This is a genomic window from Actinoallomurus rhizosphaericola (assembly GCF_024055675.1).
Lineage (GTDB): Bacteria > Actinomycetota > Actinomycetes > Streptosporangiales > Streptosporangiaceae > Actinoallomurus > Actinoallomurus soli.
This window is the reverse complement of record NZ_JAMXMW010000009.1, coordinates 101236-127865: the sequence shown is the minus strand read 5'-3', so window position 1 is coordinate 127865 and position 26630 is coordinate 101236. Positions and strand designations below refer to the sequence as shown.

General features: G+C 71.1%; 24 protein-coding genes. 18 read left to right on the top strand and 6 right to left on the bottom strand.

Annotated elements, in window-relative coordinates:
• Positions 1-16: 16 nt before the first annotated feature.
• The 5 genes from NE234_RS21115 (at position 17) to NE234_RS21095 (ending at position 7680) form a co-directional block, all read left to right on the top strand.
• Positions 17-778, top strand: coding sequence for an ABC transporter ATP-binding protein (locus NE234_RS21115; protein ID WP_252782193.1), 762 nt, complete (start codon positions 17-19; stop codon positions 776-778).
• Positions 778-3306 (top strand): FtsX-like permease family protein, encoded by a 2529-nt coding sequence (locus NE234_RS21110; protein ID WP_252782402.1) that lies wholly within the window; start codon positions 778-780, stop codon positions 3304-3306. Before NE234_RS21115 ends, NE234_RS21110 begins: the two co-directional genes overlap by 1 nt.
• A gap of 74 nt (positions 3307-3380) precedes the next feature.
• On the top strand, positions 3381-4400 hold the full coding sequence (locus NE234_RS21105) for a ketoacyl-ACP synthase III family protein (protein ID WP_252782192.1): 1020 nt from the start codon (positions 3381-3383) through the stop codon (positions 4398-4400).
• A 71-nt stretch (positions 4401-4471) separates the two neighbouring features.
• The gene (locus NE234_RS21100) at positions 4472-6076 is read left to right on the top strand and encodes an acyl-CoA synthetase (protein ID WP_252782191.1); all 1605 of its coding nucleotides are present in this window, start codon (positions 4472-4474) and stop codon (positions 6074-6076) included.
• The gene (locus tag NE234_RS21095; RefSeq protein WP_252782190.1) at positions 6076-7680 is read left to right on the top strand and encodes an HAL/PAL/TAL family ammonia-lyase; all 1605 of its coding nucleotides are present in this window, start codon (positions 6076-6078) and stop codon (positions 7678-7680) included. The genes NE234_RS21100 and NE234_RS21095 overlap by 1 nt, the downstream gene beginning before the upstream one ends.
• 94 nt (positions 7681-7774) lie before the next feature.
• On the opposite strand, the gene NE234_RS21090 is transcribed toward NE234_RS21095, so the two are convergent.
• Positions 7775-9502 (bottom strand): AfsR/SARP family transcriptional regulator, encoded by a 1728-nt coding sequence (locus tag NE234_RS21090; RefSeq protein ID WP_252782189.1) that lies wholly within the window; start codon positions 9500-9502, stop codon positions 7775-7777.
• Between the two features lie 659 nt (positions 9503-10161).
• Here NE234_RS21090 and NE234_RS21085 point away from each other — a divergent pair.
• From NE234_RS21085 to NE234_RS21075, 3 genes are all read left to right on the top strand, one after another.
• Positions 10162-10698 carry a helix-turn-helix domain-containing protein gene (locus NE234_RS21085; RefSeq protein WP_252782188.1) on the top strand — a complete coding sequence of 179 codons (537 nt, stop codon included), beginning with the start codon at positions 10162-10164 and terminating at the stop codon, positions 10696-10698.
• Positions 10699-11275: 577 nt separating this feature from the next.
• On the top strand, positions 11276-11575 hold the full coding sequence (locus NE234_RS21080) for a hypothetical protein (RefSeq protein ID WP_252782187.1): 300 nt from the start codon (positions 11276-11278) through the stop codon (positions 11573-11575).
• Positions 11576-12829, top strand: coding sequence for an MAB_1171c family putative transporter (locus tag NE234_RS21075; RefSeq protein ID WP_252782186.1), 1254 nt, complete (start codon positions 11576-11578; stop codon positions 12827-12829).
• A 22-nt stretch (positions 12830-12851) separates the two neighbouring features.
• Here the strand turns inward: NE234_RS21075 and NE234_RS21070 are convergent, their stop codons facing one another.
• Positions 12852-13868, bottom strand: a complete 1017-nt coding sequence (locus NE234_RS21070) for a zinc-dependent alcohol dehydrogenase family protein (protein ID WP_252782185.1) — start codon at positions 13866-13868, stop codon at positions 12852-12854.
• A 139-nt stretch (positions 13869-14007) separates the two neighbouring features.
• Here NE234_RS21070 and NE234_RS21065 point away from each other — a divergent pair, with 139 nt between their 5' ends.
• Complete coding sequence (locus tag NE234_RS21065; RefSeq protein WP_252782184.1) at positions 14008-14889, top strand: helix-turn-helix domain-containing protein; 882 nt, start codon at positions 14008-14010, stop codon at positions 14887-14889.
• Positions 14890-14989: 100 nt separating this feature from the next.
• Positions 14990-15295, top strand: coding sequence for a hypothetical protein (locus NE234_RS21060; RefSeq protein ID WP_252782183.1), 306 nt, complete (start codon positions 14990-14992; stop codon positions 15293-15295).
• 28 nt (positions 15296-15323) lie between these two features.
• On the opposite strand, the gene NE234_RS21055 is transcribed toward NE234_RS21060, so the two are convergent.
• Positions 15324-16190 carry a LysR family transcriptional regulator gene (locus NE234_RS21055; RefSeq protein ID WP_252782182.1) on the bottom strand — a complete coding sequence of 289 codons (867 nt, stop codon included), beginning with the start codon at positions 16188-16190 and terminating at the stop codon, positions 15324-15326.
• Between the two features lie 70 nt (positions 16191-16260).
• Here NE234_RS21055 and NE234_RS21050 point away from each other — a divergent pair, with 70 nt between their 5' ends.
• A complete protein-coding gene (locus tag NE234_RS21050) occupies positions 16261-16857 on the top strand; it encodes a short chain dehydrogenase (protein ID WP_252782181.1) in 597 nt (198 codons plus the stop codon).
• A gap of 166 nt (positions 16858-17023) precedes the next feature.
• On the top strand, positions 17024-18487 hold the full coding sequence (locus NE234_RS21045; RefSeq protein ID WP_406567038.1) for a WGR domain-containing protein: 1464 nt from the start codon (positions 17024-17026) through the stop codon (positions 18485-18487).
• A 113-nt stretch (positions 18488-18600) separates the two neighbouring features.
• On the opposite strand, the gene NE234_RS21040 is transcribed toward NE234_RS21045, so the two are convergent.
• On the bottom strand, positions 18601-19686 hold the full coding sequence (locus NE234_RS21040; protein WP_252782179.1) for a DUF5937 family protein: 1086 nt from the start codon (positions 19684-19686) through the stop codon (positions 18601-18603).
• Between the two features lie 100 nt (positions 19687-19786).
• Between NE234_RS21040 and NE234_RS21035 the strand changes: the two genes are divergently transcribed.
• Positions 19787-21088 (top strand): MFS transporter, encoded by a 1302-nt coding sequence (locus NE234_RS21035; RefSeq protein ID WP_252782178.1) that lies wholly within the window; start codon positions 19787-19789, stop codon positions 21086-21088.
• On the opposite strand, the gene NE234_RS21030 is transcribed toward NE234_RS21035, so the two are convergent.
• Positions 21012-21449 (bottom strand): winged helix-turn-helix transcriptional regulator, encoded by a 438-nt coding sequence (locus NE234_RS21030; RefSeq protein WP_252782401.1) that lies wholly within the window; start codon positions 21447-21449, stop codon positions 21012-21014. The genes NE234_RS21035 and NE234_RS21030 overlap by 77 nt on opposite strands.
• A 121-nt stretch (positions 21450-21570) precedes the next feature.
• Here NE234_RS21030 and NE234_RS21025 point away from each other — a divergent pair, with 121 nt between their 5' ends.
• The 5 genes from NE234_RS21025 (at position 21571) to NE234_RS21005 (ending at position 25539) form a co-directional block, all read left to right on the top strand.
• Positions 21571-22509, top strand: a complete 939-nt coding sequence (locus tag NE234_RS21025; RefSeq protein WP_252782177.1) for an alpha/beta fold hydrolase — start codon at positions 21571-21573, stop codon at positions 22507-22509.
• A gap of 44 nt (positions 22510-22553) precedes the next feature.
• Positions 22554-23174, top strand: a complete 621-nt coding sequence (locus NE234_RS21020; protein WP_252782176.1) for a TetR/AcrR family transcriptional regulator — start codon at positions 22554-22556, stop codon at positions 23172-23174.
• A gap of 317 nt (positions 23175-23491) precedes the next feature.
• Entirely contained in the window at positions 23492-24199 is a 708-nt protein-coding gene (locus NE234_RS21015) for an SDR family NAD(P)-dependent oxidoreductase (protein WP_252782175.1), read from the top strand.
• Positions 24200-24263: 64 nt separating this feature from the next.
• Positions 24264-24635 (top strand): YybH family protein, encoded by a 372-nt coding sequence (locus NE234_RS21010; protein WP_252782174.1) that lies wholly within the window; start codon positions 24264-24266, stop codon positions 24633-24635.
• A gap of 97 nt (positions 24636-24732) precedes the next feature.
• Positions 24733-25539, top strand: a complete 807-nt coding sequence (locus tag NE234_RS21005; RefSeq protein WP_252782173.1) for an SDR family NAD(P)-dependent oxidoreductase — start codon at positions 24733-24735, stop codon at positions 25537-25539.
• 98 nt (positions 25540-25637) lie between these two features.
• On the opposite strand, the gene NE234_RS21000 is transcribed toward NE234_RS21005, so the two are convergent.
• On the bottom strand, positions 25638-26612 hold the full coding sequence (locus NE234_RS21000; protein WP_252782172.1) for an aldo/keto reductase: 975 nt from the start codon (positions 26610-26612) through the stop codon (positions 25638-25640).
• Between the last annotated feature and the right edge of the window lie 18 nt (positions 26613-26630).

The following is a 26630-nucleotide window of genomic DNA, read 5'->3' as shown; positions in this document are numbered from 1 at the left end:
AAAGGGAACAAGGTCAATGGCGCGCAGAGGTCCGGCTCTTCCGAGGGCGGCCGTTCGATTGGAATCGGTGACGAAGACGTACGGCAAAGGCGCCGGGGCGGTCACCGCGATCAACAACGTCTCCGTCACCATTCCCCCCCAGACGTTCACCGCGGTGATGGGGCCGTCCGGATCGGGGAAGAGCACCTTCCTGCACTGTGCCGCCGGGCTCGACCGGCCCTCGTCGGGGTCGGTCTACCTCGGTGACATCGACGCCGACCTGTCCAGGCTGTCCGAGACGGAGCTGACCGAGCTCCGCCGTGAGCGCATCGGGTTCGTCTTCCAGGCGTTCAACCTGCTCGCCGCGCTCGACGTACGGCAGAACGTCACCCTCCCGCTGCGGCTGGCCGGCCGCCGCGCCGACCGGGCATACCTCGCCGAGGTCCTGTCCCGGGTCGGGCTCGCCGAGCGGGCCCGGCACCTGCCCTCACAACTGTCCGGCGGCCAGCAGCAGCGGGTGGCCATCGCCCGGGCGCTGATCACCCGGCCCGAGGTGGTGTTCGCCGACGAACCCACCGGCGCGCTGGACACCGTCACCGCACGGGAGATCCTCAAGCTGCTGCGGCAGGCCGTGGACACGATGGGCCAGACCATGGTGATGGTCACGCACGACCCGGTGGCGGCCTCGTATGCCGACTCGGTGCTCTTCCTGGCGGACGGCGGCATCGTGGAGGCCGCGTCGAACCTGTCCGCCGACCAGATCGCGGACCGGATGACCCGGCTGGGGGCGTGGGCCTGATGTTCCGACTCGCGTTGGCCACGCTCCGGCAGCGCAAGGGGTCCGCCGTCGGCGGGTTCCTCGCGCTGTTCTGCGCGGCCATGATCGTCTGTGCGTGCGGCGTGCTGCTGGAGACCGGCATCCACGGGTCCATCCCCGCCGAGCGGTACGCCGGGGCGCCGGTCGTCGTCTCCGCCGACCAGCAGATCCACTGGACCAAGGTCAAGGAGAAGAACAAGAAGGGGAAGCACAAGGTCAAGCGGAAGACCAAGTCGAAGGCGCTGAGCGAGCGCGCCTGGCTGTCGACCTCCGTCGGCGACCGGATCGCCGCCCTGCCGGGCGCCAAGGTGGTCGCCGACCTGACCTTCCCGGCGAACGTCGTCGAGCACGACGGCTCGGTGCTGTCCGGCGTGGACGGCAGGCCCTCGTGGGGCCACGGCTGGTCGTCGGCGGCGCTGACCCCGTACCGCCTGCGGTCGGGCTCGGCGCCGCAGCAGGACGGCGACGTGGTGCTGGACGAGAAGCTGGCCGACCGGGCCGGGCTGAAGGTCGGCGACCAGACGGTCGTCCAGTCGACGTCGTCGCCGAAGACCTACCGCGTCGTCGGCATCGCGCGACCCGACGTCGACGTCAAGCAGCAGTCCGCGATGTTCTTCGACGAGGCCGAGGCGCGGCGGCTCGCCGGCCACCCCGGCCTGGTCGCGGGCTACGGGGTGTTCGGCGTGAGCGGCGCGAAGGTCAAGGACGCGGTCGCCGGCACCGGCGCCGTCGTCGCGACCGGGGACGGCCGCGGCCAGGTCGAGTTCATCGACGCCGCCAAGGCCCGGGTCAAGCTGACCAGCATGGGCGGCGCCATCGGCGGCACCTCGCTGATCGTGGCGGTGCTCGTGGTGGTCGGCACCTTCGCCCTGTCGATCCAGCAGCGCTACCGCGAACTCGCGCTCCTGCGCGCCGTCGGTGCGACTCCGCGCCAGGTGCGCCGGATGATCAGCCGTGAGGCGCTGGTGCTCGGCCTGACCGCCGGGGTCCCCGGCGCGCTGCTCGGCATTCCGCTGGCGAGCACGATCCGCGCCAAGTTCGTCTCGCTGGGCGCCATCCCCGACGCGCTGCGGCTGTTCCGCGGCCCCCTGCCGGTCCTCGCCGCGCTGGTGGCGACGGTGGGCGCCGCCTGGGTGGCCGCGCGGGTGACCGGGCGCCGTACCGCGCGGATCAAGCCGGCGGAGGCGCTGGCCGAGGCGGCCGTCGAGCGCCGGACCGTGGGCTTCGGGCGGGTGGTGGCCGCCCTGGTCTTCACGGCGGTCGCGGTGATCATCACGGTCGTGCTGAGCTTCCTGCACACGGAGCCGGCCGCCATGCCCGTGACGTACCTCAGCATCCTGCTGTGGATGATCGCGGTGGCGCTGTGGGGCCCGTTCATCACCCGCGGCGCCGTGGTGGTTCTGGGCGGGCTGCTGCGGGCCTTCCCGGTCGGCGGTTTCCTCGCGGCGCGGAACTCCCAGGCCAACAGCCGCCGGGTGGCGTCGGTGATCACACCGCTGGCCCTGCTCATCGGCATGCTGACGACCATCCTGTTCGTCCCCGTCACGATGAACGACGGGGCCCGCGCCCAGACCAAGGACGGCGTGAAGGCCGACTACCTGGTCGGGTCGAGCGGTCCCGGCGTTCCCGCCGCCGCGGCTCAGGAACTGCGCGCGGTGCCGGGGGTGAAGGCGGTCACCGAGGTCCTCCAGACGATCATCTGGGTCGGCAAGGACAAGCGCTCGGCCCAGGGGCTGACCTCCGCCGGCGTGACGCAGATGGTGGATCCGGACGTGACGTCCGGATCGCTGGACCGGCTCGCCCCCGGCACGATCGCGATGAGCGAGCTCGCGGCCCAGGGGCGGCACATCGGCGACGCGGTCCAGGTCACCCTCGGCGACGGGGTCAAGACGCAGCTCCACTTGGTGGCGATCTACAGCCGCGGCCTGGGCTTCGGCGACACGCTGCTGGCCCACGACGACATCGTCGGCCACGTGGACGATCCGCTGGCCAAGACGGTGATGATCAACGGGTCGGTGAGCGTGCGCGACCTCCGCTCGCACCTGAAGGGCTTCCCGGGGCTCCAGGTGCTGGACCGGTCCGGCTACGACAAGGTCCAGGCCGCGCGGGAGCAGACGAACGCCGAGGTCAACCTGGTCTTCATGGGGCTGATCATCGCCTTCGCCGCGATCGCGGTCGTCAACACCCTCGCCATGGCGACGGGGGACCGGACCCGTGAGTTCGCGCTGATGCGCCTGGTCGGGACCACCCGCCCGCAGGTGTTCGGCGTCCTGCGGTGGGAGCTGTCGCTGATCATCGTGGTCGCCGCGGTCCTCGGCACCGGCGCCGCCTGGCTGACGTTGACCGGGTTCAACGCCGGAATGGTCGGCTCCGGAACCCCGAGCGTCGTCCTGGGGACGTACGCCGAGATCCTGGCCGGCGCGATCGTCCTCGGCCTGGTGGCCTCGTTGGTCCCGGCCCGGATGATGCTGCGCCGGAACCCGGCCGAGGACATCAACGCAAGACGGTAGGCGAGACGGTAGGCGGCGGACGCGGTCGACCGGCGAGGCCCTGCCCGGGGCAGGGGATCGAGGAGGGAAACGGCGTGATCTGGAACGACCTCTCCATCGCGGCGACCGCGTCCTGGCTTCCGCCGGCCGTCGGCGTCGAGGAGCCGCTGGCGTCGGGGGCCTACGACCCCGAGGACGCCGAGCGGCAGGACTACACGTCCGTGACCGTCGCGGGCCCGGGCGAGAACGTCGCGGACATGTGGTCCCGTGCCGCGCGGCTCGCCCTGTCCCGGTCGGACTTCGACGTGGACGGCGTCGACCTGCTGCTGTGCGCGGGCACCTTCGGCGCGGGGGTGGACGGCTGGAACGCCGCCGCGTACGTCCAGCGCGAGCTGGGGATGACCGGTGGGCTCGCCGTCGAGGTGCGCGGCGGCTCCAACGGCGGCCTGGCGGCCCTCGAACTCGCCGCGTCGTTCCTGACGCGGCCCGGGGCGAACGCCGCGGTCATCACGGCGGGCGACCTGTTCCCCGCTCCGTACTTCGACCGGTGGCGGGCCGAGCGGTTCCTGTTCGGGGACGGCTGCGCCGCCGCGGTCCTGTCGACCGGGGAGGGGTACGCGCGCCTGGTCGCCACGGCGAGCACCAGCGACCCGTCCCTGGAGGCGATGCACCGGGGCGACACGCCGATCGGCCCGTTCGACCCGGACAAGAAGTTCCCGATCGACCTGCGCGAGCGGGCGAAGGAGTTCCAGGCCGGCGGGATGGCGAAGGAGGAGATCTTCAAGCGGCTGTCCGCCGGCCCACGCGTCGTGGTCCGCCAGGTCCTGGCCGAGTCCGGGGTCACCCTCGACGAGATCGAGCACATGATCGTCCCGCATTTCGGCCGTACGATCACGATGCTGCAGTGCCTGTTTCCGCTCGGCCTCCGGGATATCGAGCGCACGACGTGGGATTTCGCCCGATCCACCGGTCATCTGGGGCCGGCCGACCAGCTCGCCGCGCTGAACCATCTCCACGAGAACGGACAGCTCAAGCACGGACAATACGTCCTGATGCTCGGCGTCGGCGCCGGATTCAGCTGGAGCAGCGCACTTCTCCAGATAGCGGACATTTAGTGAGATATAGCTGTTTTATAGAATGAGTTTGAAGATAGCGGACATATAGAACGAACAACGATCCTGCTGGTGTGAATCAGCCCTGGATCAATCCCGCGGCAGCGATCCATCGATGGGCGCGGATATCCGGATCGGATCCCGCCATCATCCATGACGACGGCACCCTCACGTTCACGGAGCTGAGCCGCCGCGTCCGTCGGACGGCCGCGGTCCTGGCCGCGGGCGGGGCGCGGCGCGGCTCCCGTGTCGCCTACCTCGGCATGAACAGCCCGCTGTTCCTGGAGACGCTCCTGGCCGCCGCCCATCTCGGAGCGGTCTTCGTCCCGGTGAACTTCCGGCTCGCGCCCGACGAGGTCGCCTACGTGCTCGGCAACGCCGGCTGCCACAGCGTGGTCGCCGAGGACGGCCACCGCGAACTCGCCGACGGCATCGCGGACTCGGTACCCGTACGCCGCTTCTATCTGGACGGCGAGGACGGCGACGGACGCTGGCAGCCGATCGGCGGGAACCCGGCGGACCCGGTCGCCCCGGCGGACTTGACCGACCCGGCCGCCCCGGCGGACCCGGTGCCGGTCGGCGCCGACGACGTCGCCCTCCTGATGTACACGTCCGGCACCACCGGCCGGCCCAAGGGCGTGATCCTCACCTACGGCAACCTGTGGTGGAACCAGGTCAACGTGCAGGCCGCCATCGACATCCGCCCGCGCGCGGCCACCCTCGCCGTGGCGCCGCTCTTCCACATCGGCGGCCTGAACGCCTTCACGCTCGGCACCCTGACCCGCGGCGGCGCGGTCGTCCTCCGCCGTGCCTTCGATCCGCAGCGATGCCTCCAGGACGTGGCGCGGTACCGGATCGCGAGCACGTTCATGGTGCCGGTCATGTTCGCGGCGATGCTCCGGTCGGAGGACTTCGCGCGTACGGACCTGTCCTCGCTGCGCGCGGCGGTCGTGGCGGGCGCGCCGGTGCCGCCGGCGCTCGTCGCCGAGTACGCCGAGCACGGCGTGGCGTTGCAACAGGCCTGGGGCCTGACCGAGACCGCCCCGTTCGCCACCTACCTGCCGCCCCACCTGGTCCGGACCCACCCGGCCTCGGCCGGCTTCGCGATGCCGTACTCCGAGGTCCGCGTGCTGTCGCCGCGGACCGGGCTGCCGGTCACCGACCCGGGCGTGCCCGGCGAGCTGTGCGTCCGCGGCCCGAACGTCATGCGCGGGTACTGGAACGACCCGGAGGCCACCTCCGCGGCCATCGACGCCGACGGCTGGTTCTCCACCGGCGACCTCGGATTCCTCGACGAGCAGGGGCTCTGCTACATCGTCGACCGGCTCAAGGACCTGATCATCAGCGGCGGTGAGAACGTCTCGCCGGCCGAGATCGAGCGGGTGCTCGCCGAGTTCCCCGGCGTACGGGACGTGGCCGTGGTCGGCGTCCCCGATCCGCGGTGGGGCCAGACGCCGGTGGCGGTGCTGTGCCACGGGGGCGAGCCGCCCACTCTCGACGCCGTCCGGGCCTTCACCTCCGAGCGCCTGGCGCGCTTCAAGCTGCCGACCGGGGTCGTCCATCTCGAAGCCCTGCCCCGCAACGCCAGCGGAAAGATCGACAGGGCTGCGCTCCGGGCGCTGGTGACCGGGGGATCCGGGAACGGCACGCGAAATCTCATGGAGAAAGGTAGGAGCTAGTGACAAGTCTGCTGATCGACGGCCATAGCCTGACCCTCGCGGACATCGTCGCGGTGGCGCGGCACCCCGGCACGGTTCACCTGGAGCTGGCCGATGAGGCCGCTCGCCGGATGCAGCTGTCCGACGAGCTGAAGACCAAGCTCATCGAGACGGACATCCCCATCTACGGCGTGACCTCCGGGTTCGGGGACAGCAACACCCGGCAGATCGGCACGGCCAAGGTCGAGGAACTGCAGCGGAACCTGATCCGCTTCCTCGGGTGCGGCGTGGGCACGTACGCCGCGCCGGACGTCGCCCGCGCGACCATGCTCGTACGGGCGAACTGCCTGGCGCGCGGCCACTCCGGCGTCCGGCCCCAGTGCGCCGCGAACCTGCTGGAGTGCCTCAATCACGACATCCTGCCGCTCATTCCCGAGCAGGGCTCCGTCGGCGCCAGCGGTGACCTGGTGCCACTCAGCTACATCGCCGCGCTGCTCACCGGCGAGGGCACGGTCCTGCACCACGGCGTCGAGCGCCCGGCCGCCGAGGCGCTGGCCGAGGTGGGGATCGAGGTCCTCACCCTCGGCGCGAAGGAGGGCCTGGGCCTGGTCAACGGCACCTCGTTCATGTCCGGCTTCGCCGCCCTCGCGCTGCACGGCGCGGCCGAGCTGGCCTACGCCGCCGACCTGTGCACGGCCATGGCGTCGTCGGTCCTGCGCGGAAATCCCGGTCACTTCGCGGCGTTCCTGTTCGAGCAGAAGCCGCACGACGGCGTGATCGCCAGCGCCCGTACGATCCGGCGGTTGCTCGGCGGCGCCAACGCCCAGGGGCCCGAGGCCGCGCACATGTCCGAGGACGGCTTCCGCGAGCTCGACGACCCCATTCAGGACCGTTACTCGATCCGGTGCGCGCCCCACGTCATCGGGGTGCTCCGCGACACCGTCGAGTGGGCCGCGCGCTGGGTGACGGTGGAGGTCAACTCCTCGAACGACAACCCGCTGTTCGACGTCGCCGAGGGCGCGGTCCGCAACGGCGGCAACTTCTACGGCGGGCACGTCGGCCAGGCCATGGACGCGCTCAAGACCGCGGTCGCCAGCGTCGCCGACCTGCTGGACCGGCAGCTGGAGCTGGTCGTCGACGAGAAGTTCAACAACGGCCTGACCCCGAACCTCATCCCCGCGGTCGCGCCCGACAGCCACGAGGCGGGTCTGCACCACGGCTTCAAGGGAATGCAGATCGCGGCCTCGTCGCTGGCCGCCGAGGCGCTGAAGAACACGATGCCGGCCACGTCCTTCTCGCGCTCCACCGAGGCGCACAACCAGGACAAGGTGAGCATGGGCACCATCGCCGCCCGTGACGCCCGCACCGTGCTCGCGCTGGCCCAGCAGGTCGCCGCCATCCACCTGCTGGCCCTGTCGCAGGCCGCGGACCTGCGCGGTGACGAGATCGTCAACCCGGCGGTGCACGCCGCCCGCGGGCTCGTACGCGAGGTGTCTCCGCACATCGACGGCGACCGGCCGCTGCGGGGCGACGTGGCACGGGTCGCGGAGCTGGTGACGTCGGGCACCCTGCGGCAGGTGCTGGCCGAGCCGGCCCCCTTCGCGGAGGCCCTCTCCGGGCGGTGACGGCGGGCGCCCGCGGGCGCGCGCCGAGTCCCCTCCCGGCCGGTCCTCGGCGGACCGGCCGGAAGGGGACGGCGGGCGGCCCCGCCGGGGATTCTCAGGACGAGAGCTCTCCGACGGGGTCGCCCAGGCCGTTGGCCCAGAGGTACATCAGCTCGTGCATCCGGTACCGGGGCCCGGCGGCGTTCAGCAGGCCGCGTTCGGTCAGTTCGTCGAGGATCTGTGCGACGTCCACCGCGATGTACTCGTCGCGGACGGTGGTCCCGCTCTGGCCGAGCCGGCGCATGACGGCCTGGTGCGCGACGTCCAGACGCGAGTAGCCGCGCTGAAGACGCTGGCGTAGGTCCAGGTCCCCGGCGTGCAGTTCGTCCATGCGGCGGTCCACCGGATGGAGACGGTCGGCCAGGTCGGCCACCCGCCAGCCCGGATTGGCGACCAGCCGCGCTCCGGCTATTCGAAGGGCCATGGGCATGCCGCCGCAGTAGCGGAGGACCTCGCCGGTGGCCTGCTGTTCGGCCTGGAGCCGCCGTTCGCCCACGATGGCGCCGAGCAGTTCGCGCGCCTGCTGCGGCGTCAGCGGATCCAGGTTGAGCACGCGGGACCCGGGCGGCGCCGCCGCGGGCGTCTGCGTGGTGATGATCGCGGCACTGGGGCCACTGGTCGGCAGGAACGGCTGGACCTGCTCCAGCGTCTCGGCGTCGTCGAGGACGATCAGCATTCGCTTGGTGGCCAGCAGGCTGCGATAGAGCTGGATCCGCCAGTCCAGCCCGGTGGGCAGCATCTGCGGCGGGGTGCCCAGGGCGACGAGGAATCCGCCGAGCACCTCCTCGAGACGGCGGGGCTGATCGGCCGGCGAGTGCAGCTCGGCGAACAGGTGGCCGTCGGGGAAGCTCGTCGCGTCCGCGTGGGCGGCGTGGACGGCCAGCATCGTCTTGCCGATGCCGGGCATGCCGGTGATCACGATCGGTTCCGGGGACTTCGCGCGGAGCCAGGCCGCGATCGAGGCCCGTTCCGGCTCGCGTCCGGTGAAGTCCCCGAGGTCGCGGGGGAGCATCGCGGGGGTGACGCCCGACCAGGCCCCGGCCCTCGGCAGGGCCAGCGCGCCGGTCAGCAACTGCTGGTAGGTCTCCGTCAGCTCCCGTCCGGGGTCGACGCCGAGCTCCTCGACCAGCAACGTGCGGCCCTCGTGGTACGCCGCGACCGCCTCCGCCTGCCGGTCACAGCGGTACAGGGCCGTCATCAGCTGGGCCCTGAGGCGTTCGCGCAGCGGGTTCGAGGCGACCAGCCCGGTCAGCTCCGCGGTGAGCTGCCGGTGGCGTCCCAGGGCCAGGTCGGCCTCGATCCGCGCCTCCAGGGCGGTCATCCGGGCCTCCTGGAGCCGGGGGCCCTCCATCTCGATGAGGCGGGCCGTGGCGTCTTCGAGGGCGCGGCCGCGCCACAACCCCAGTGCTCGCCGCAGGACGGCGGCGGCCTCGGTGTACCGGCCGTCCCGGAGGGCCTCCGCGCCCGCCTGCGAGAGCTCCTCGAACCGGACGTGGTCGCAGTCCAGGTCGTCGATGTTCATCTGGTAGCCCGTGGTCAGCCGGTTGATGACCAGCTCACCTCTTAAGAGCTTGCGGAGGCGCGAGACGTAGGTGTAGATCTGCGCGCTCGCGGTGGCCGGCCGGTGCCAGTCCCAGAGCCGCTCGGTGAGCTGCTCGTCCGACACGACCCGGCCGCCGGCCAGCAGGAGCGTGGCGAGCACGGTCCGCTGCTTCGCGCCGCGCAACGCCTCCTCGTGGTCGCCGTCGGTCACTCGGATGGGCCCGAGGATGCGGAACTCCATGTCAGTTTCCCTTCCAAGGGAACTACGGGCGGCCGAGCGCATGTCAAAGTGACTCGGCGGCCACGTCATGGCGGGGGTGTGAAGAGAACGCCGCCTTTTGGCGCGTTCCTATGACACGGCGGACATGAAGCGTCACCTCGTGCTCGCCCGATGCGCGTCGGTCGGGCGGTCAACGGGACGGCGGCCCGCGGTCGTGGTGTCGTGCGAAGGGGTCGAACCGGCGGACGAGCGTGTTTTATGGCGGGCCGAACTCGGCCACCGGCGAACGGTCGCCGCCCGCTACCGCGGGTCGTCGTTCCGCCGGCGCGGGGTCCGGTGGGCGCCTCTCCCCGGTGCTCTCGCCGGTCCTCACGCCCCCGAGCGTGCCCGGCGACCGGAGTGCGGGTGTGCCACCGCCCGCGCAGGCCAGCGCCGTAGGACACGGGACTTGACGGAGTTCTTGCAGACTTCGGCCGCTAGCCATCGCCGCCCCTTGTTGCTTCGCGTCGCTCCGTCACCCATAGTCGTTGATTAAGAGCAACGCCCCCAGTTGCTGTGAGAGTAGAAAGCGGATCAAGCTGTGTCAACAGTTTTCGGTTGGCCGAGATGGCCCGTAGATTTATCCGCACATATCGGCTTGTCGTGGTCGCTCACCGTAGGGATCCCGGAAGGAGGGGACTGTGACCCGTAACGGCGGATCCGCCGGGGATGGTGCGACGGAGCGGGGCTCCGTCGACCTCGCCGCCAAAATCGATCACCTGTTCAACACCCTGTATCCGGCTGGACGCGGCCCGTACTCCTATAAAGAGGTCGCCGATGGGATCGCCGCGCGCACGGGTGAGCGTGTCAATCCGACCACTCTGTGGAAGCTGCGCACGGGTAAGGCCGATAACCCCACCAAACGGGTCATCGAGGGACTCGCGGCGTTTTTCGGTGTCGATCCGGGTTACTTCTTCGACGACGAGGTCTCCCAGGCCGTCGGCGACGAGCTGGAGACGCTCGCGCTCCTGCGCGACTCGGGGATCCGCCGGGCCCACCTGCGGGCCCTGGCCGGCCTGTCCCCGGAGGCCGTGCAGGTGGTGGCCCAGGTCATCCAGAGCACCGCGGCCCTGGAGGCCAGCCACGGCCGGCCTCGCCCCGCGCGCGATGCCGCCGGCCCGCGGCCCGCCGATCGCGACGGCGACCGGGGTGACGGCCAGGGAGAAGGAGGGGCGTAGCGTCCCCCGTGTGGACGTATCCACGCGGTGCGACTCGGCGGGTGCTAAGGGTAGTTAGCGGGCTGTTTGTGGCTTATTCCGACTGCTTGGTGGTTTCTAGAGAACCGTAGCTACATGCCGTTTCTCTACGGATCCGCTCTGTAGAACACCAGGCCCCGTTGCGACGTTCTGAATAGTTGTTCCTTCAACGTTCATAAAAAGCGTCCTTACTCAGAACCTGAGTCAAGGCTATGATGATCCTGACTCGATCAGTCAGCGGACAAGTGCTGGCAAAAGGCCGATGATCAGTGGCTTGAGAGGTCCGGTGGTGGGAAGACGTCAGCGGTCAAGGGCCGGCCGTGACATCCGTCAACGATGCAGTGAGCTGATCAGGGAACTGGAAGCCGCGGGCGTGATACCGACTCCTTTCAGTATCGCCGCTCTCACGGAGCAATTGGGGCGGCATCGCGGACGCCCCATCCAGCTGATTCCTCTGCCCTCGACCCCCCAGGCCCTGTGCGGTCTGTCGATAAGCGCGGGACCGACCGACTACGTGTTATACACACGCTCCACCTCGCCTCTGCACCAGTGCCACATCGTGCTGCACGAGCTGGGTCACCTCGCGTTCGACCACCAGGAGGGCGGGTTGGAGGCGAGCGACCTCGCCCGCCTCCTCGCGCCGAACCTGGACCCGAGCGTGGTCGACCGGGTGTTCGGCCGGATCGCGCACGCCACACGTGCGGAGAACGAGGCGGAGACGTTCGCCGATCTCGTGCTGGCGCCCCGGGTCTTCACCTCCGAGGTCGACGCGCTGCCGCAGGCCCCGGAGCCACCCGGTGAGATCGCCGCGGTCCTCCGCAACATCGAGCGTGTCTGGGGGACCCCGGGGGATGCCTAGATGAGCGAACTCCCCTACTGGGTGGCCGTCGCCGTCATCTGGGGCATGGCCCTGTGCACGTTCCGCAACCTCGTCCGGAACCGCCGGTCGCCCCAGCGCCTCGTCAACGGCGTCTACCTCGCGGCTCTCAGCCTGGGGGTCGTGGCGATGTCGCAGCGGGTCCGGCCCGTCATCGACCGGGTCGCCGACGTGCCCGGCCTGGGCCGCTGGCTCGCCTTCAGCCTCCTCACCGTGGCCACGTGCGCCTACTGGATCCTGGTCACCTACGTGACCGGGCGCCCCGGCGCTCCGCCGCCCAGGATCCGGGCGCGCGTCACGACGGCGGGCGTCGTCATCGTCGTCATGGGAGTCTCACTCCTCGGGGACGGCTCCCTGGACGACAGCCACTTCCATTTCATCGCGATGTACGGGAACAGGCCCGGCATCGCCGGATTCTTCCTGGCCTATCTCGCGTACGACGCCGCCATGCTGATCGACATGCTCCGCCTGGGCCGGCGGTGCGTCGGCCACACCCGGCAGCCGTACCTCCGGCTGGGCATGCGTCTCCTGGTGCTCGGCAACTTCTGCGGGCTGGCCTACGTCGCGTACGCGGTCGTCACCGTCCTCATACGCTTCTGGTCCCTGCCGATGCCGCCGGGCAGCGGGAGCGCGGCGCCGTCGCTGCTGGGAGTCGTCGCGGTGGCGCTGATCCTGGCCGGGTCGACCATCAGCGGATGGGGGCCCTGGGCGACCAGGCCCTGGCGTACCGCCGCGCAACTGTGGACGCTGGCGCGCCTGCGCCCGCTCTGGCGCGCGCTGACCGCGCAGATGCCCGAGCTCAAGCGGCAGCAGCCCGCGCTGCACAACGTCGAGCACCGGCTCTACCGGCGCATCATCGAGATCCGGGACGGTCTGGTCTTCCTGGAACGCTACGCGGATCCGCGGCTCAGGCAGCAGAGCGCCCATGCGATCGAGGCCGGAGGACGGACGTCCGCGGCGGCCGAGGCGGCGATCCAGGCGCGCCTCATCGCGACCGCCCTGCGCAGCCGGGCGACGGCGGCGGGCGCCGACGGCGTGCTCCCGGAGCACACCGGCGAGGACCTCCCCGCCACGACGACGGGGGCGGTCCTCACGGAGGACATCGCGACGGTGCCGACCGCGCCCCTGCTGCGGAACGAGGTCACCTACCTGACGACCCTGTCCCGCGCCTTCGCCCGCCTGGGACGGGCGTCCGCCGCCGAGCGGCGCGAGCGCCCTGGACCGTCACCTCGATGACCTGAGCGGACGCCCGCGGATCTCAGGGCTGCAGCAGGGCCTTGATGGCTCGGCGCTCGTCCATCGCGGCGTACGCCTCGGCCACCTTCTCCAGCGGCAGGGTGAGGTCGAAGACCTTCCCCGGTTCGATGCGGCGCTCCCAGACCCGCTCGAGCAGGTCCGGCAGGTAGGCCCGCACCGGGGCGGGACCGCCGCGCAGGCCGACGTTCTTCCAGAACATGTGCTCCTGCGGGAGGTCGGTGACATGGGGGACGCCGACCCAGCCGACCATGCCGCCGGGGCGGGCCGAGCGGAGCGCCTGCACCACGGAGTCCTGGGTGCCAACGCACTCGAGGACGGAGTCGGCGCCGACGCCGCCGGTGAGCTCCATGACCGCTTCGACACCGGCGTCACCGCGCTCGGCGACGACGTCCGTGGCTCCGAACTCGCGGGCGACCGCCTGCCGGTCCGGGTGGCGGCTCATCACGATGACCCGCTCGGCGTCGAGCTCGGACGCCGCGAGGACACCGCAGAGGCCGACCGCGCCGTCGCCGACCACGACCACGGTGCCGCCGGGCCGCACGTCCGCGCAGACCGCGGCGTGCCAGCCCGTGCACATGACGTCGGAGAGGGTCAGGAGGCCGGGCACGAGATCGTCCGCCGGCTGCTCCGGAGTTGCGAGCAGGGTGCCGTCGGCGTTCTGGACGCGGATGAGCTCGGCCTGGCAGCCGTCGTAGCCGGTGCCGCGCTGACAGTTCGCGTGCGCCCCGGCCCGGCAGATCGGGCAGGTGCCGTCGCTGGTGAGGAACCCGCCGACGACGAACTGGCCGGGCCGTACCGACGTCACCGCCGAGCCGACCTCCTCCACGACGCCGACGTACTCATGGCCGATGGGCGTGGGCTGCGGCACCTCCTGGACGCCGCGGTAGCGCCACAGGTCCGAGCCGCACACACAGGTCGCGACGGTACGGACGATGGCGTCGGTCGGGTCGACGATCACCGGGTCGGCGCGCTCCTCGAAGCGGATGTCGCGGGGGCCGTGAATGATCGTGCCGCGCATGGGCAGCTCCTGTCTGTCGTGATCGGGGGAAGTAGACCTTCCCCAGGAAACGGTCTTCCGATCGGTGGCGGCAGTGTCTGTCGTTCCAGGTAATCCCAGTACCTGCTTCACCGTCTCGCCCCCGCATACCGTGGAGTCCATGGACGACCGCGCCGAGATCCAGGACTTCCTCGCCTCCCGCCGGGCCCGCATCACCCCCGAGCAGGCGGGCCTGCCGGCCTACGGCGGCAACCGCCGGGTCAAGGGGCTGCGCCGCGAGGAGGTCGCGATGCTGGCGGGCGTCTCGGTCGACTACTACGTACGGCTGGAACGCGGCAACCTGTCCGGCGCCTCCGACGGCGTCCTGGACGGCGTCGCCCGCGCCCTGCACCTCGACGACTCCGAACGCGAGCACCTGTTCGACCTGGCCCGGCGCGCCTCCGCGCCCTCCGCCGCCCGCCGCAAGGCGCCCGCGCGGCGGCTGCGGCCCGCCCTCCAGCACATGCTGGACGCCATCGACGCTCCCGCCTGGATCCGCGACGACCGTCACGACCTGGTGGCCACCAACCGCCTGGCCCGCGCCCTGTACGCCCCGGTCCTGGCCGACCCCCGGCGCCCGGCCAACACCGCCCGCTTCATCTACCTGGACCCCACCGCCCGCGAGTTCTTCCCCGACTGGGACAAGGCCGCCGACGACATCGCCGCGTTCCTCCGCGCGGCGGCCGGACGCAACCCCTACGACAAGGCCCTCACCGACCTCATCGGAGAGCTGTCCACCCGCAGCGAGGTCTTCCGCCGCCGCTGGGCCGACCACAACGTCCGCCACCACCGCACCGGCGTGAAGAGGATGCACCACCCGGCCGTCGGTGACCTCGAACTCCACTTCGAGGCCATGACCCTGACCTCCGACCCGGGCCTCACCCTGATCATCTACACCGCCGCGCCCGGCACCCCGAGCGCCGACAACCTCCGCCTCCTGGCCACCTGGGTCGCCACCCAGGACCAGCCCGCCCCCGACCTCCACGACGACCACCAACCCTGACCGTTCGTCGCGTGGTGACCCCCATGAGGCGGGCCGGTGGGAGGGCCTCCTGACGCGACGCTCGTGGTGCTGTGCGCGGAGGCGCTGCTCGCGGCCGCCAGTGCCGTGCTCGGCCCAGACGCACTTCGCCTCCGCCTCCATCCACCGCACGTCGTCCAAGAGCACCGTCGAAGGCCGGGTCACCGACTGGCACAGCGGGCAGGTCTCCTTCTCGACCCTGCACGGCCTGAAGGTCCGCCTGTACTACCGGGCGCACGGTTCCAAGACCTGGCACTACTACCGGACGGCGACCCTCGGCAAGAACGGGTCCTTCACCGTGTCCGCGGCCAAGGGAAAGAAGTACTACTTCAAGGTCGTCTTCCCGGCCCAGGGCGTCTACCAGACCTCCACCAGCCGCACCCTGTGAGCGGCGCGTCCGCGTTCCGAGGAGGCGGCTATGACCCCGCCTCCTCGGCGCCGGCCATGCGCCGTAGATGGTCGAGGAGGGCGAGGGTCGCCGGATGCGCGGGCGTACGCGGCCAGGCCAGGCGGACCACCACCGGGGGTGCGTCGGAGAGAGGCAGATAGCGGACGCCGGGGTGCGGGTGGCTGTGGGCGGTGGCTTCGGCGGTGACGCCGATCGCGTCCCCCGTGGCGATCACGGTGAGCCATTCGTCCACGTTGGCCACCTCGAACGTGCGGGGGCGCCGCCCCTCGGGCCAGAGTCCGGTCGTGGTCGCGGCGGTGGCGCAGAGCACCACCGCCCGGTCGGCGAGATCGGTCAGGCGTACGGACGGGTGCCGGGCGAGAGGGTCGTCTTCGGGTACGGCGGCCAGGCGCCGCTCCCGGTACAGCGACCGGACCTCCAGCCCGGCGTCCGGGACGGGCGCGGTGCGCAGAAGCGCCGCATCGATCTCCCCGCGGCGCAGCGCGGCCTCCGGGTCGTCACAGCGGTGGACTTCGAGCGGGGTGCCGGGGTGTTCCTCGCGCCAACCGCGCAGCAGCGGCACGGTACGCGCGCCGAGCGCGGCCCAGGGGAAACCGATCCGCAGCGGCCGCGTCCCCGTCGCGGCCTCCGTCAGCGCGTCCTCCAGCTGATGGAGGATCCGGTGGGCTCGCTCGTACAGCCGCCGACCGGCCTCGGTGAGGGCGAGACTGCGGGTGGTGCGGTCCACCAGGCGTACGCCGAGACGGCTCTCCAGTTGCTCCAGGGTGCGCGAAAGCGCGGGCTGGCTGATGTGCAGCACGGCCGCGGCACCGGTGATGGTGCCCTCGTCGCCGATCGCGGCCAGCGCCCGCAGGTGCCGCAGCTCCACATTCATGACCACGGAGCATAAATGCTCCCCGGAAGGCATTTCCCTCCCGCCACCGGCCGGACATAGCGTTCCGACCATGAAGATCCTCCTCATCGGCGCCACCGGCACGCTCGGCACGGCCGTGCACAAGGCCCTGGCCGACCGCGGACACGAGATCCTGACCGTGGGACGCAGCGGCGGTGACCTGCGCTACGACGTCACCGACCCCGCACAGGTCACCGAACTGTACGACCGGGCCGGCCCGGTCGACGCGGTGGTCAGCGCCGCCGGTGACGTGCCGTACAAGCCGGTGATCGCGATGGAGCCCGACGACTACCTGGCCGCTTTCCGCGGCAAGGTGCTCGGCCAGATCGACCTGGTCCGTCAAGGCGTCCCGCGCATCGCGCCGCGCGGCTCCTTCACTCTGATCACGGGCGTGCTGGCCCGCGAGCCGATCCCCACCGGAAGCGCGGCCTCCATGGCCAACGGCGCGGTGGAGGCGTTCGTGCGCGCCGCCGCCATCGAGATCGCCCCGCAGCGCGTCAACGCGGTCAGTCCCACGGTCTTCACCGAGAGCCTCGCCGACTACGGCGACTACTTCCCGGGCATGGCGTCGGTGGATCTCGCCGACGTGGCTCAGGCGTACATCCGGTCCGTCGAGGGCGCCCAGACCGGGCAGGTCTACGCCCTCTAGGAGCCGGCCTGAGCACAAGCCCGCATCAGCGCACCGGCGGGAGTCGGTGAAAGAAGGAGCGACGCTGATTGTCGTACCGGGCTCGTACGGTTCGGGGTGTCGACGCGGAAGGTGACGTTCATCCGCCTTTTCGCTTTCGTGTCCCGAGTCCTCGTTGGAAGGCCCGATGTCCGTGGAAACGACCGCAGAGACCACCTACCTCGAACTCTCCGAAGAGGGCGGGGGAGCACACAAGTTCTATGAGGTCACGGTCGACGGCACGACGATGACCATCCGGTACGGCCGGATCGGTGACGCCGGGCAGCGCAAGACCAGCACATTCCCGGACGAGGTGCGCGCGAAGGAGATGGCCGCGAAGAAGATCGGGGAAAAGGTCCGTAAGGGCTACGCCCCCGCCGTGCGCGGAGCCCGGAAGAAGCGGGGCTTCTCCCGTCGCCAGGCCATGAGCGCCCACGTCGATGGCGCATCCGCCCCCATCAGTCGCGCGGCGACGCGGCGGGCGCCGGTCCTGTGGCGTTACGACTCGGGCTCCGCCGCATTCGGGATCTTCATCGACGACCGGGTCTGCATGGTGGGCAACGAGGCCGGTCTGATCACCTCGCTGACGCATGACGCCCAGGTGGTGCAGCAGGTACGGCTGCCCGACGGCGTGAAGTGCATGGTGGCCGACGACGCCTGGCTCTACGCGGGCTGCGACGACGGCAACGTCTACGACCTGTCCGGGAAGGTGCCCAGGCTGGCCTACCAGATCTCCCCGGCCATCGACATCTACTGGCTCGACATTCACGACGGCGTCCTCGGCGTGTCCGACTCCGGCGGTGGCGTCGTCGCGATCGACCACGAGGACGAGTTCCTGTGGCGCAGGCAGGGCCGCGGAACGGCGGGCTGGATGGTGCGCTGTGACGACGCCGCCGTCCACCACGGTCACAGCGGGGGCGTGACCAGCTATGACTGGCGCACCGGCGAGGAGCTGTGGCACCAGTCCACCGGGTCGGTGCTCTTCGGCTGGCAGGAGCGGTCGACGGTCTATGCGGGGACCGCGACGCGTACGGTGGTGCGGCTCCGCAAGGACGGCGGCCGCGAGCGGACCTATCACTGCGACGCACCGGTCTTCTCCTGCGCGACCGCGGAGGACGGCCGGTACGTCTTCGCGGGGGACAACCAGGCTTCGATCTACTGCTTCGACGAGGCGGGCACCCGTCTGTGGAAGCTCGGCACCGGCTGCGGCGCCGCCTACTCCATGCAGTACCACGATCAGCGCCTGTACATCGTCACCACGAACGGCTCACTGGCCTGCGTCGACGCGAGCGAGGAGGCCATCAGGTCGGCGGAGCAGGGCTCGGTCCCCGACGTCGTGGATGTCAAGGCGCCGGCCGCCGTCGAGACGGTCACCCCGTCGACCACCGTCGACGTCGTCGCCGACAGCAACGGGGGCGTCGTCGTGGAGTGCTTCGAGGAGCACGGCCACCTTCGGGTCCGTGTGCTCTCTCCCGGATACGACCGGAGCTGGCGGGTCCAGTTCCCGAAGGGGATCCGCGAGCACGGTGCCCGGTACGTCGTCAGCGAGGTGCGCGAGGCGGGTCGCGGCGGTTTCTACCGCGCGTACGGCGACATCCACCGTCTCGCCTGAGGAGCGAGGGACCGGCGGGAGGGAGTCGTCGGCCTCCCGCCGGGTCCGGATCAGCTGGAGAAGTAGATCTGGCCGCTGGTGGTGCCGCTGAGCCGCTGCAGCCGCTCACGGGCTCAGCGCAGGACGGCGGAGAGCAGGTCGGTGCCCAGGGCCGCCACCACGGAGCGGTCCAGGGCGTAGTGGACGTAACGGCCGCGGCGGTGAGCGGTGAGGAGTCCGGCGCGTCGTAGGACGGCGAGGTGGCGCGAGACCTCCGGCGGCGTCAGCGCCCAGGCGTGGGCCAGCTCGCCGGTGGTCTGGGGGCCGCGGGCCAGGGTCCTGACCAGTCGTAGGCGCACCGGATGCGCGAGTGCCTCCAGCCGCGCCTCCAGTCTCTCCAGGGGCACCGGCTCACCCGCGCCGGGCTCGGCGAGGGGGTACTGCACCACGGGCTGCCAGCCTGGCGCGTGGACGGTGACGAGATGCGGGCGGCCGAAGGCACTGGGGATGAAGGTGACCCCGGAATCGCGAGCGCTGGTGGCGTTGTCCTGCAGCTTGTCGAGCAGGATGCGGCCGCCGTCCGGAGCGAGTGAGAGGGCGGTGGACACCGACGAGAGCGCCGTGCCGAGTCCCTGGTGCCGGACGAGATCCTTCTTCACCCGTGCGTCGGCCACCAGCCGCGGCCGGACGTCCGGCCAGGCTTCTTCGAAGAAGGCATCGGCGCACTGCTCGAGTGTCTCGCGCACGCGTGTCCGTACCGTGGACGGGTCGGCGAGCAGCCGCTCCGCGAAGGCCTCCTGCAGGAGACCGCGGGCCTGAGCCTGACCCAGGGCGCGGTCGCGCGCGGCCGTGTCGGCCAGTGGGGACGGTCCGGTGAAGAAGACGCGGTTGCTGCCGCAGGTGGTGACGAGCGCCGAGGTCACGTACGTCTCGTCGTCGATCCGGTCCACGTCGTCCAGCTCGTCGGCGAGGGATGTACGGGGCCGGGCGGGGAGCAGGAAGTCGGCGCGGGAGGAGCCCCAGAGGAAGTCGGCCTCGTGCAGGCGCTCCGCCAGCTCGTGCGGCAGCCCGGCCCGCACGCCCGCGGCCCAGTCCGCGAGGCCCGGATGGTGCTCCGGAGCGGCCAGTACGTGCAGCATCGCCGTCAGCTCGGCCAGCGGGGAGATGGTGAAGAGCAGCCGCTCGGGAGGCAGGCCGGTGATGTCGATGCGCAGCGTCACCGGTCCATCATCACCAGCCGGGCCACGGGCCGGCACGCCGGTTGACGCGATCCGTCAACCGGCGTGACGCGGCCGAGGCGGCGGACGCACGGTGGGCGCCATGACGATCTCCGCTCGAATCCGGCGGCCACGGCAGATCCGTGCGCTGGACCTCGTGCGCGCCTTCGGCGGTGCGCGCTACGCCGTCGCGGTGGCCGTGGACGCGGTCGGCACCGGCCTGCTGCGGCCTTTCCTGGTGCTCTACGGGGTCGCCGTGCTGAGGCTGCCCGCGCCGATCGCCGGGGCGGCGCTGACGGCAGGGGTGGTCGCGGGCCTGGCCTGCACGCCCGCCGTCGGCCGGTGGCTGGACCGGGGCGCGCGCAGTACGGCCGTGGCGGCCTCGATGCTGGTGCGGGTCATCGGGTCGGTACTGCTGCTGGCAGCACCGGCGGGCGACGTCGGGCTGTTCACCGCCGCGGCGCTCTTCCTCGGTGTCGGCAACCAGGCGTTCCCCGCGGCCCACTCCGCTCTCGTCGCCACCGTGGCGCACGGCCGGGAACGGGACGCGGCCCTCGCGGCCGGCCGCTCGGTGCGCAACGCGGGCCTGGGAGTGGGCGCGCTGGTGGCCACCGCGGGTCTGGCGGGCGGGACCACGGCCCTGCGCGCGCTGGCGGGCGGCACCGCGCTGACCTACCTCGGCGCGGCGGTCCTGGCATGGTCGGTCCGCATTCGTGCGCACCCGGCGGTCCAGCCCGCCGGCGCTGGGGAGGACGAGCCCGCGCCGCGGCTGCGCGCGCTGCTGGCGGCCAACGTCGTGTACGCCTTCTGCCTCAACGTGCCCGAGATCGCGCTCCCGCTGGTCCTGGTGACCCGGCTGCACGCCTCCGCGATGTGGGCCGCGGGCGTCTTCATCGCCAACACGGTGCTGGTCGTCACGCTCCAGGTGCCGGTGACCGTGCGGATGGCGGTGCTCTCTCGGCGGACCGCCCTGGCCATCGCCGGTCTGGTCCTGGCCGCGTCGTACGTCGGATTCCTCGGCGCCGCCACGTTGGGCGGCGGCTGGGCCGCTCCGGCCGTCGCCGCGGTGTCGGTGGTGTGCACTCTCGGCGAGATCATCTACGCCGGGGCGGCGACTCCCCTGGTGACGGCCCTCGCCCCGCCGCGCTTCGTAGGGCGGGCCCTCGCCCGCTTCCAGCTCTCCACGGGCCTCGGCCTCGCCGTGTCCCCGGCGGCCATCACGACACTCGCCGCGCACGGTTCCCTGGCCCTGTGGGGGACTCTCGCCGTGGCGACGCTGCTCGCCGCCGCACTGATCCGCCGGCACGGCTCGCCCGAGAAGCCGCAGGTCACTCGATGGGCCGGAAATCGCCGAGCCGGGTCTCATCGCGGCGCAGAGGGCGTCCGTCCGGCCGTACGTAGGTGACGCGGGCCAGCGGTTCGCCCGTCGTCTCGTCGATCAGCGTCCGGTACTCCTCGCCGGATTCGAACGCGTTGCGCTCACCCCACTGCCGGAGGGTGACGATCAGATCGAAAAGTTCCAGCCCCTTCTCGGTCAGCACGTACGCGTGGTAGCTCGTCCCGTCCGAGGCCGGTTCGGTGCGCATGATCCCGGACGCCACGAGGGCGGCGAGGCGATCGCTGAGGATGTTCTTCGCGATGCCCAGGCTGCGCTGGAACTGGCTGAAGCGCCGCAGCCCGTCGAAGGCGTCGCGCAGGATCAGCAGCGTCCACTTGTCGCCGATGAGGTCCACCGTCCGCATCACGGGACACGGCGCCGTCCGCATACGGGCCACTCGAAATCCTCCTCCGCGCAGTTGCCGGTTTCAAATCAAGACTAGTAGGTTTTGATTTGAAACCAGCTTGCCCTGCTCTCAGAGAGCCACGACCCGAGGAGCCACTGTCCCGATGATCGGCACCCACGAGACCTTCGACGGCACCTTCCCTTTCCCGCCGCACTTCAGCACCGCTCCCGGCTTCCGCATGCACTACGTGGACGAGGGCGCCGGGCCGGTGCTCCTGTGCCTGCACGGCGAGCCCACCTGGGGCTACCTCTTCCGGCACCTGATCACGGAGTTCTCGGGCACCCACCGGGTCGTGGTGCCCGACCACATGGGCTTCGGCAAGAGCGAGACCCCGGCCGACCGCACCTACTGGCTGCAGGATCACATCGACAACCTCGAGGCGCTCGTCCTCGATCTGAGGCTGCGCGACATCACCCTGGTCATGCACGATTTCGGCGGCCCGGTCGGGATGGGGCTGCTCTCGCGGCACCCCGAGCTGATCTCCCGGGTGGTCAGCGTCAACGGGCCGACGCCCTTCGGCCAGCCGGAGCTGGGAGACACTCTCGCCGCCAACGCGTCCCAGGCCCCGTGGTTTCAGTGGATCATGCGGGCCCAGGAGGACGGGAGCCTCGACGACGTGCTCGGCGCACTGGGATACAACATCCTCAGCACGTTGAAGCTCAACGGCTTCCAGGACGGCGCGATCATCACTCCCACGTGGGTCCGGGCCTACGCGGCCGCCTTCCCGACGCGGACCGAGACCCTCGGGGCCCTCGGCTGGGCCAAGGGCTTCGCCCTGGGCGCACACGTCTTCGAACCCCCCACGGCCGGCGCGCGGGAACTCCTGGCGACGATCCCGGCACTGGCCATCTGGGGGGCGGAGGACCGGACGCTCGACGCGGCGCGATTCCTCCCCCTGTTCCGCGCGGTGTTCCCCCACGGTCTCGTCAGCGAACTCCCGGGCGTGGGGCACTACAGCCTGGAGGACGCCCCCCGTACGATCTCCGCGCTGCTGAGACTGTTCCTCGACGCGACGGACAGGAGTGCGTCCATCGCCGCGTGATGCTCCGGGGTGGCGATTAGTCGACCGGTCGTACAGTTGACGGTGTGGGGCGGAACAGTGATGCGAGACAGAAGATCCTGACGGTCGCACAGTCCCTCGTCGAGCTGCGGGGCTACTCGGCGCTGGGCGTGGCGGAGATCTGCAAGGCCGCGGGCGTGCCCAAGGGCAGCTTCTACTACTTCTTCGAGTCCAAAGAGGCGCTCGCCCTGGCCGTGATCGACGAGCGCTGGACCGCCCAGCTGCGGGACTGGACCCGCATTCTGAACGGCGAGGGCGAGCCGCTGTGGCGGCTGCAGCGGTTGTTCGAGCACACCGAGGAGTCCCAGCGCGCCGGTCAGCGGAGCTGCGGCATCGTCGCCGGCTGCCTGTTCGGCAACCTCACCCTGGAGATGAGCGCCCACACCCAGGCCGTCCGCGACCGCCTGCAGCAGATCTTCGAGGCCCAGGTCGACCTGGTCGCCGCCGTCATCGCCGAGGCCCTGGACCGCGGCGACGTCGCCGTCGCCGACGCCCACCAGGCCGCCCGATCGATCGTCGCCCAGCTCGAAGGCCAAGTGCTCTTCGCCAAGCTCTACAACGACACCGCGCCGCTGGGCGCCCTGTGGGCCAACTGTCTGGCCCTCCTCGGCGCCCACGCCGGCCAGGACGCGCCGGCCGGCACCTGAGACCTCGGCCACCTATTTCCCCTCTGTTCGTGAGCGCGGTGAGCCGCGTGTCCTCTGCCGGGCCTGCCCGGTGATTCATGCCAGCGCAGGCGGCGCGGGTCGTGGCGTCGTGCTGCCGGTCTCCGACGCCCTCGCAAGCAGGACCGTCCCGCTGACCTGCGCTGGGAGGAAATGCCTATCAGCTGGGAGGAAGCCGGTCCCGGCCCGAGCGCCTCTGGCGGTTGTCTTCTCCCCGTCGGGTGACTAAACCAATAGTCGACCGGTCGGCTAGTAGCCCTCCGGTCGCGGAATCCTCACTCATCTCGGAGAAGGTCATCATGAGTTCTCAGAAGGTCGCGGTCGTCACCGGCGCTTCGCAGGGCCTCGGCGCCGCCATCGTCGACGCCTACCGCAAGCTCGGCTACGCCGTCGTCGCCACCTCCCGTACGATCGCCCCCTCCGGCGACCCGGACGTCGTGACCGTTCAGGGCGACATCGCCGACCCGGCCACCGCCGAGCGCGTCATCGCCGCCGCCAAGGAGCGCTTCGGCCGCGTCGACACGCTGGTCAACAACGCGGGGATCTTCGTCGCCAAGCCGTTCACCGATTACACGCGGGACGACTACGCCGCCGTGAAGAGCGTGAACCTCGACGGCTTCTTCCACATCACCCAGCTGGCCATCGAGCAGATGCTCGCCCAGGGGAGCGGTCACGTCGTCACCATCACCACCAGCCTGGTCGACAACGCCGACTCCCGGGTGCCCTCCGTGCTGGCCTCGCTGAGCAAGGGTGGACTGCAGTCCGCCACCAAGTCCCTCGCCATCGAGTACGCCACCCGCGGCATCCGCGTCAACGCCGTCTCGCCGGGCACCATCAAGACGCCCATGCACCCGGAGGAGACCCACGAGTTCCTCGCCGCCCTGCACCCCGTCGGCCGGATGGGCGAGGAGAGCGACGTCGCGGAGGCGGTGATCTACCTGGAGAACGCCCCGTTCGTCACCGGCGAGATCCTCCACGTCGACGGCGGCATGAGCGCGGGCCACTGAAGACCCGGCTCCCGGAGCCGACGGCCGCGATCCCGATGTCCCTCCACTGGACAGGAGAACCGTGATGCATGACATGACGGACACCGAAGAGATCCTGCGCGGCGTCCTCGATCAGTGGAAGGCGGCCGTCGACGGTCACCAGCCGGATCGGGTCGCCTCCTACTTCACCGAAGACGCGATCTTCCAGGGATTGCACCCCTACAGCGTCGGAAGGCAGGGAGTCGCCGACTACTACGACTCCCAGCCGCTGGGCCTGTCGCCCGCGTACCGCATCCTGGAGAGCCGGCGTCTTGCCGACGACATCGTGCTCGGCTACACGGCCGTCGACTTCTCCTTCGCCGACCGGCCCACGCTGAGCGTCAAGCTCGCCGTACTGCTCACGCGTACGGGAGACGACTGGCTCATCGCCCACTATCAGGTCTCCCGCCTCGACTAGGCGGCACCGGTCCCGGTCCTGGTCTCCTCATCGGCCGGGCGGCCTCTCCCGCCGCCCGGCCGCGTTACCGCTGTGCTTGGAAGGAATGACGACAGAAATGAATGAAACGGTGGGAACCGCCCTGATCACCGGTGCCTCCTCCGGCATCGGCGCGGTGTACGCCGACCGGCTGGCCCGGCGCGGTCACGACCTGATCCTGGTGGCCCGCAATCGCGAGCGGCTGGAGGCCGTGGCCGAGCGGATCACGCGTGAGACCGGCCGCTCGGTGGAGGTGCTGACCGCGGACCTCGCGCGCGCCGAGGACCTGCGCCGCGTCGAGCAGGTCCTGCGTTCGAACGAGGACATCTCGGTGCTGGTGAACAACGCCGGCTTCGGCGCGGTGGCACCGCTGGTCGACTCGGACGTCGACGCCATGGAATCCATGATCACTCTCAACGCGACCGCGCTGACCCGGCTCACCTACGCGTTCGCGCCCGGTGCGGTGTCCCGGGGCGGCGGCACCGTGATCAACATCGGCTCGATCGTCGCCATCGTCCCCGAACTGCTCAACGGCGTCTACGGCGCCTCGAAGGCGTTCGTGCTCGCGCTGAGCCAGTCACTCCGCCACGAGCTGGGCGAGAAGGGCCTGCGGGTGCAGGTCGTGCTGCCCGGGGCGATCGCGACGGACTTCTGGCAGATCGCCGGCAACCCGGTGGAGAACCTGCCGCAGGAGTGGGTGATGACGGTCGACGACCTGGTCGACGCCGCGCTCGCCGGGCTGGACGACGGCGAGTTCGTGACCATCCCGGCGCTGCCCGACGTCGAACTGTGGGACGCGTACCAGGGCGCGCGCCAGGCCTTGAGCGGCAGCCTGTCGGCCTCCCGCCCCGCCGAGCGGTACCGGCGCACCACCGCGGCGCGCTGAATCGAGAGCGCCGGGTGAGCGCGGGTGGCCCCACCGCCGGCGCCGCGACGCCGCCGCGACCGCGTGGCCGTCGCCGGTCGGCGCCGGCGGTGGGCCGGTCAGTACCGGGCGCCGACGGGGGCCGGGATGGCGTCGAGCTCGGCGAGGTCGGCCGGAGACAGCCGTACGTCCGCCGCGCCCGCGTTGTCGGCGAGGTACTCCGGGGTCTTGGTGCCGGGGATGGGGACGACGTACGGGCCCTGGGCGATGAGCCAGGCCAGGGCGACCTGCGCGGGGGTGACGCCGATCCGGTCGGCGACCTCGCGGACCTTGGCCGCGATGTCGAGGTTGGCGCGCAGGTTGTCCTGCTGGAAGCGCGGCAGACGCCGGCGCTGGTCCTTCTGCGGCAGCTCGTCGAAGGAGGCGAAGCGGCCGGCGAGGAAGCCGCGGCCCAGCGGCGAGTACGGCAGGAGGCCGATGCCCTGCTGCGCGCAGTAGGGCAGGACCTCGGCCTGGACGTCGCGGCTCCACAGGGAGAACTCGGACTGGACCGTGGTGACCGGGTGCACGGCCTGGGCGCGCCGGATCTGCTCGACGCCGACCTCGGACAGGCCCAGATGGCGGACCTTGCCGGCCGCGACGGCCTCGGCCATGACACCCCAGGTCTCCTCGATGGGGACCGCGGGGTCGACCCGGTGGAGCTGGTAGAGGTCGACATGGTCGGTGCCCAGGCGGCGCAGGCTGCCGTCGATGGCGGCACGGACATGCTCGGGCCGGCCATTGGGCCGGACCAGCGGGGAACCACCCGGCCCGCCGGTGGGGTCGATGGCCTCCATGCCGACCTTGGTGGCGATCACCGCACGGTCGCGGCGGCCGGCCAGGGCCCGGCCGAGGAGTTCCTCGTTGGTGTACGGACCGTAGACGTCGGCGGTGTCGATCAAGGTCATGCCCAGGTCGAGGGCCTGGTGGATGACGGAGACGGAGGTCGCCTCGTCACGCGGGGCGGCCATGTCGTAGGCGAAGCTCATTCCCATGGCGCCCAGGCCGATGACGCCGACCTGCGGCCCGTCGGCACCCAGAGTGGTGTTGCGCATGCCGTGTTCTTCCTTCGT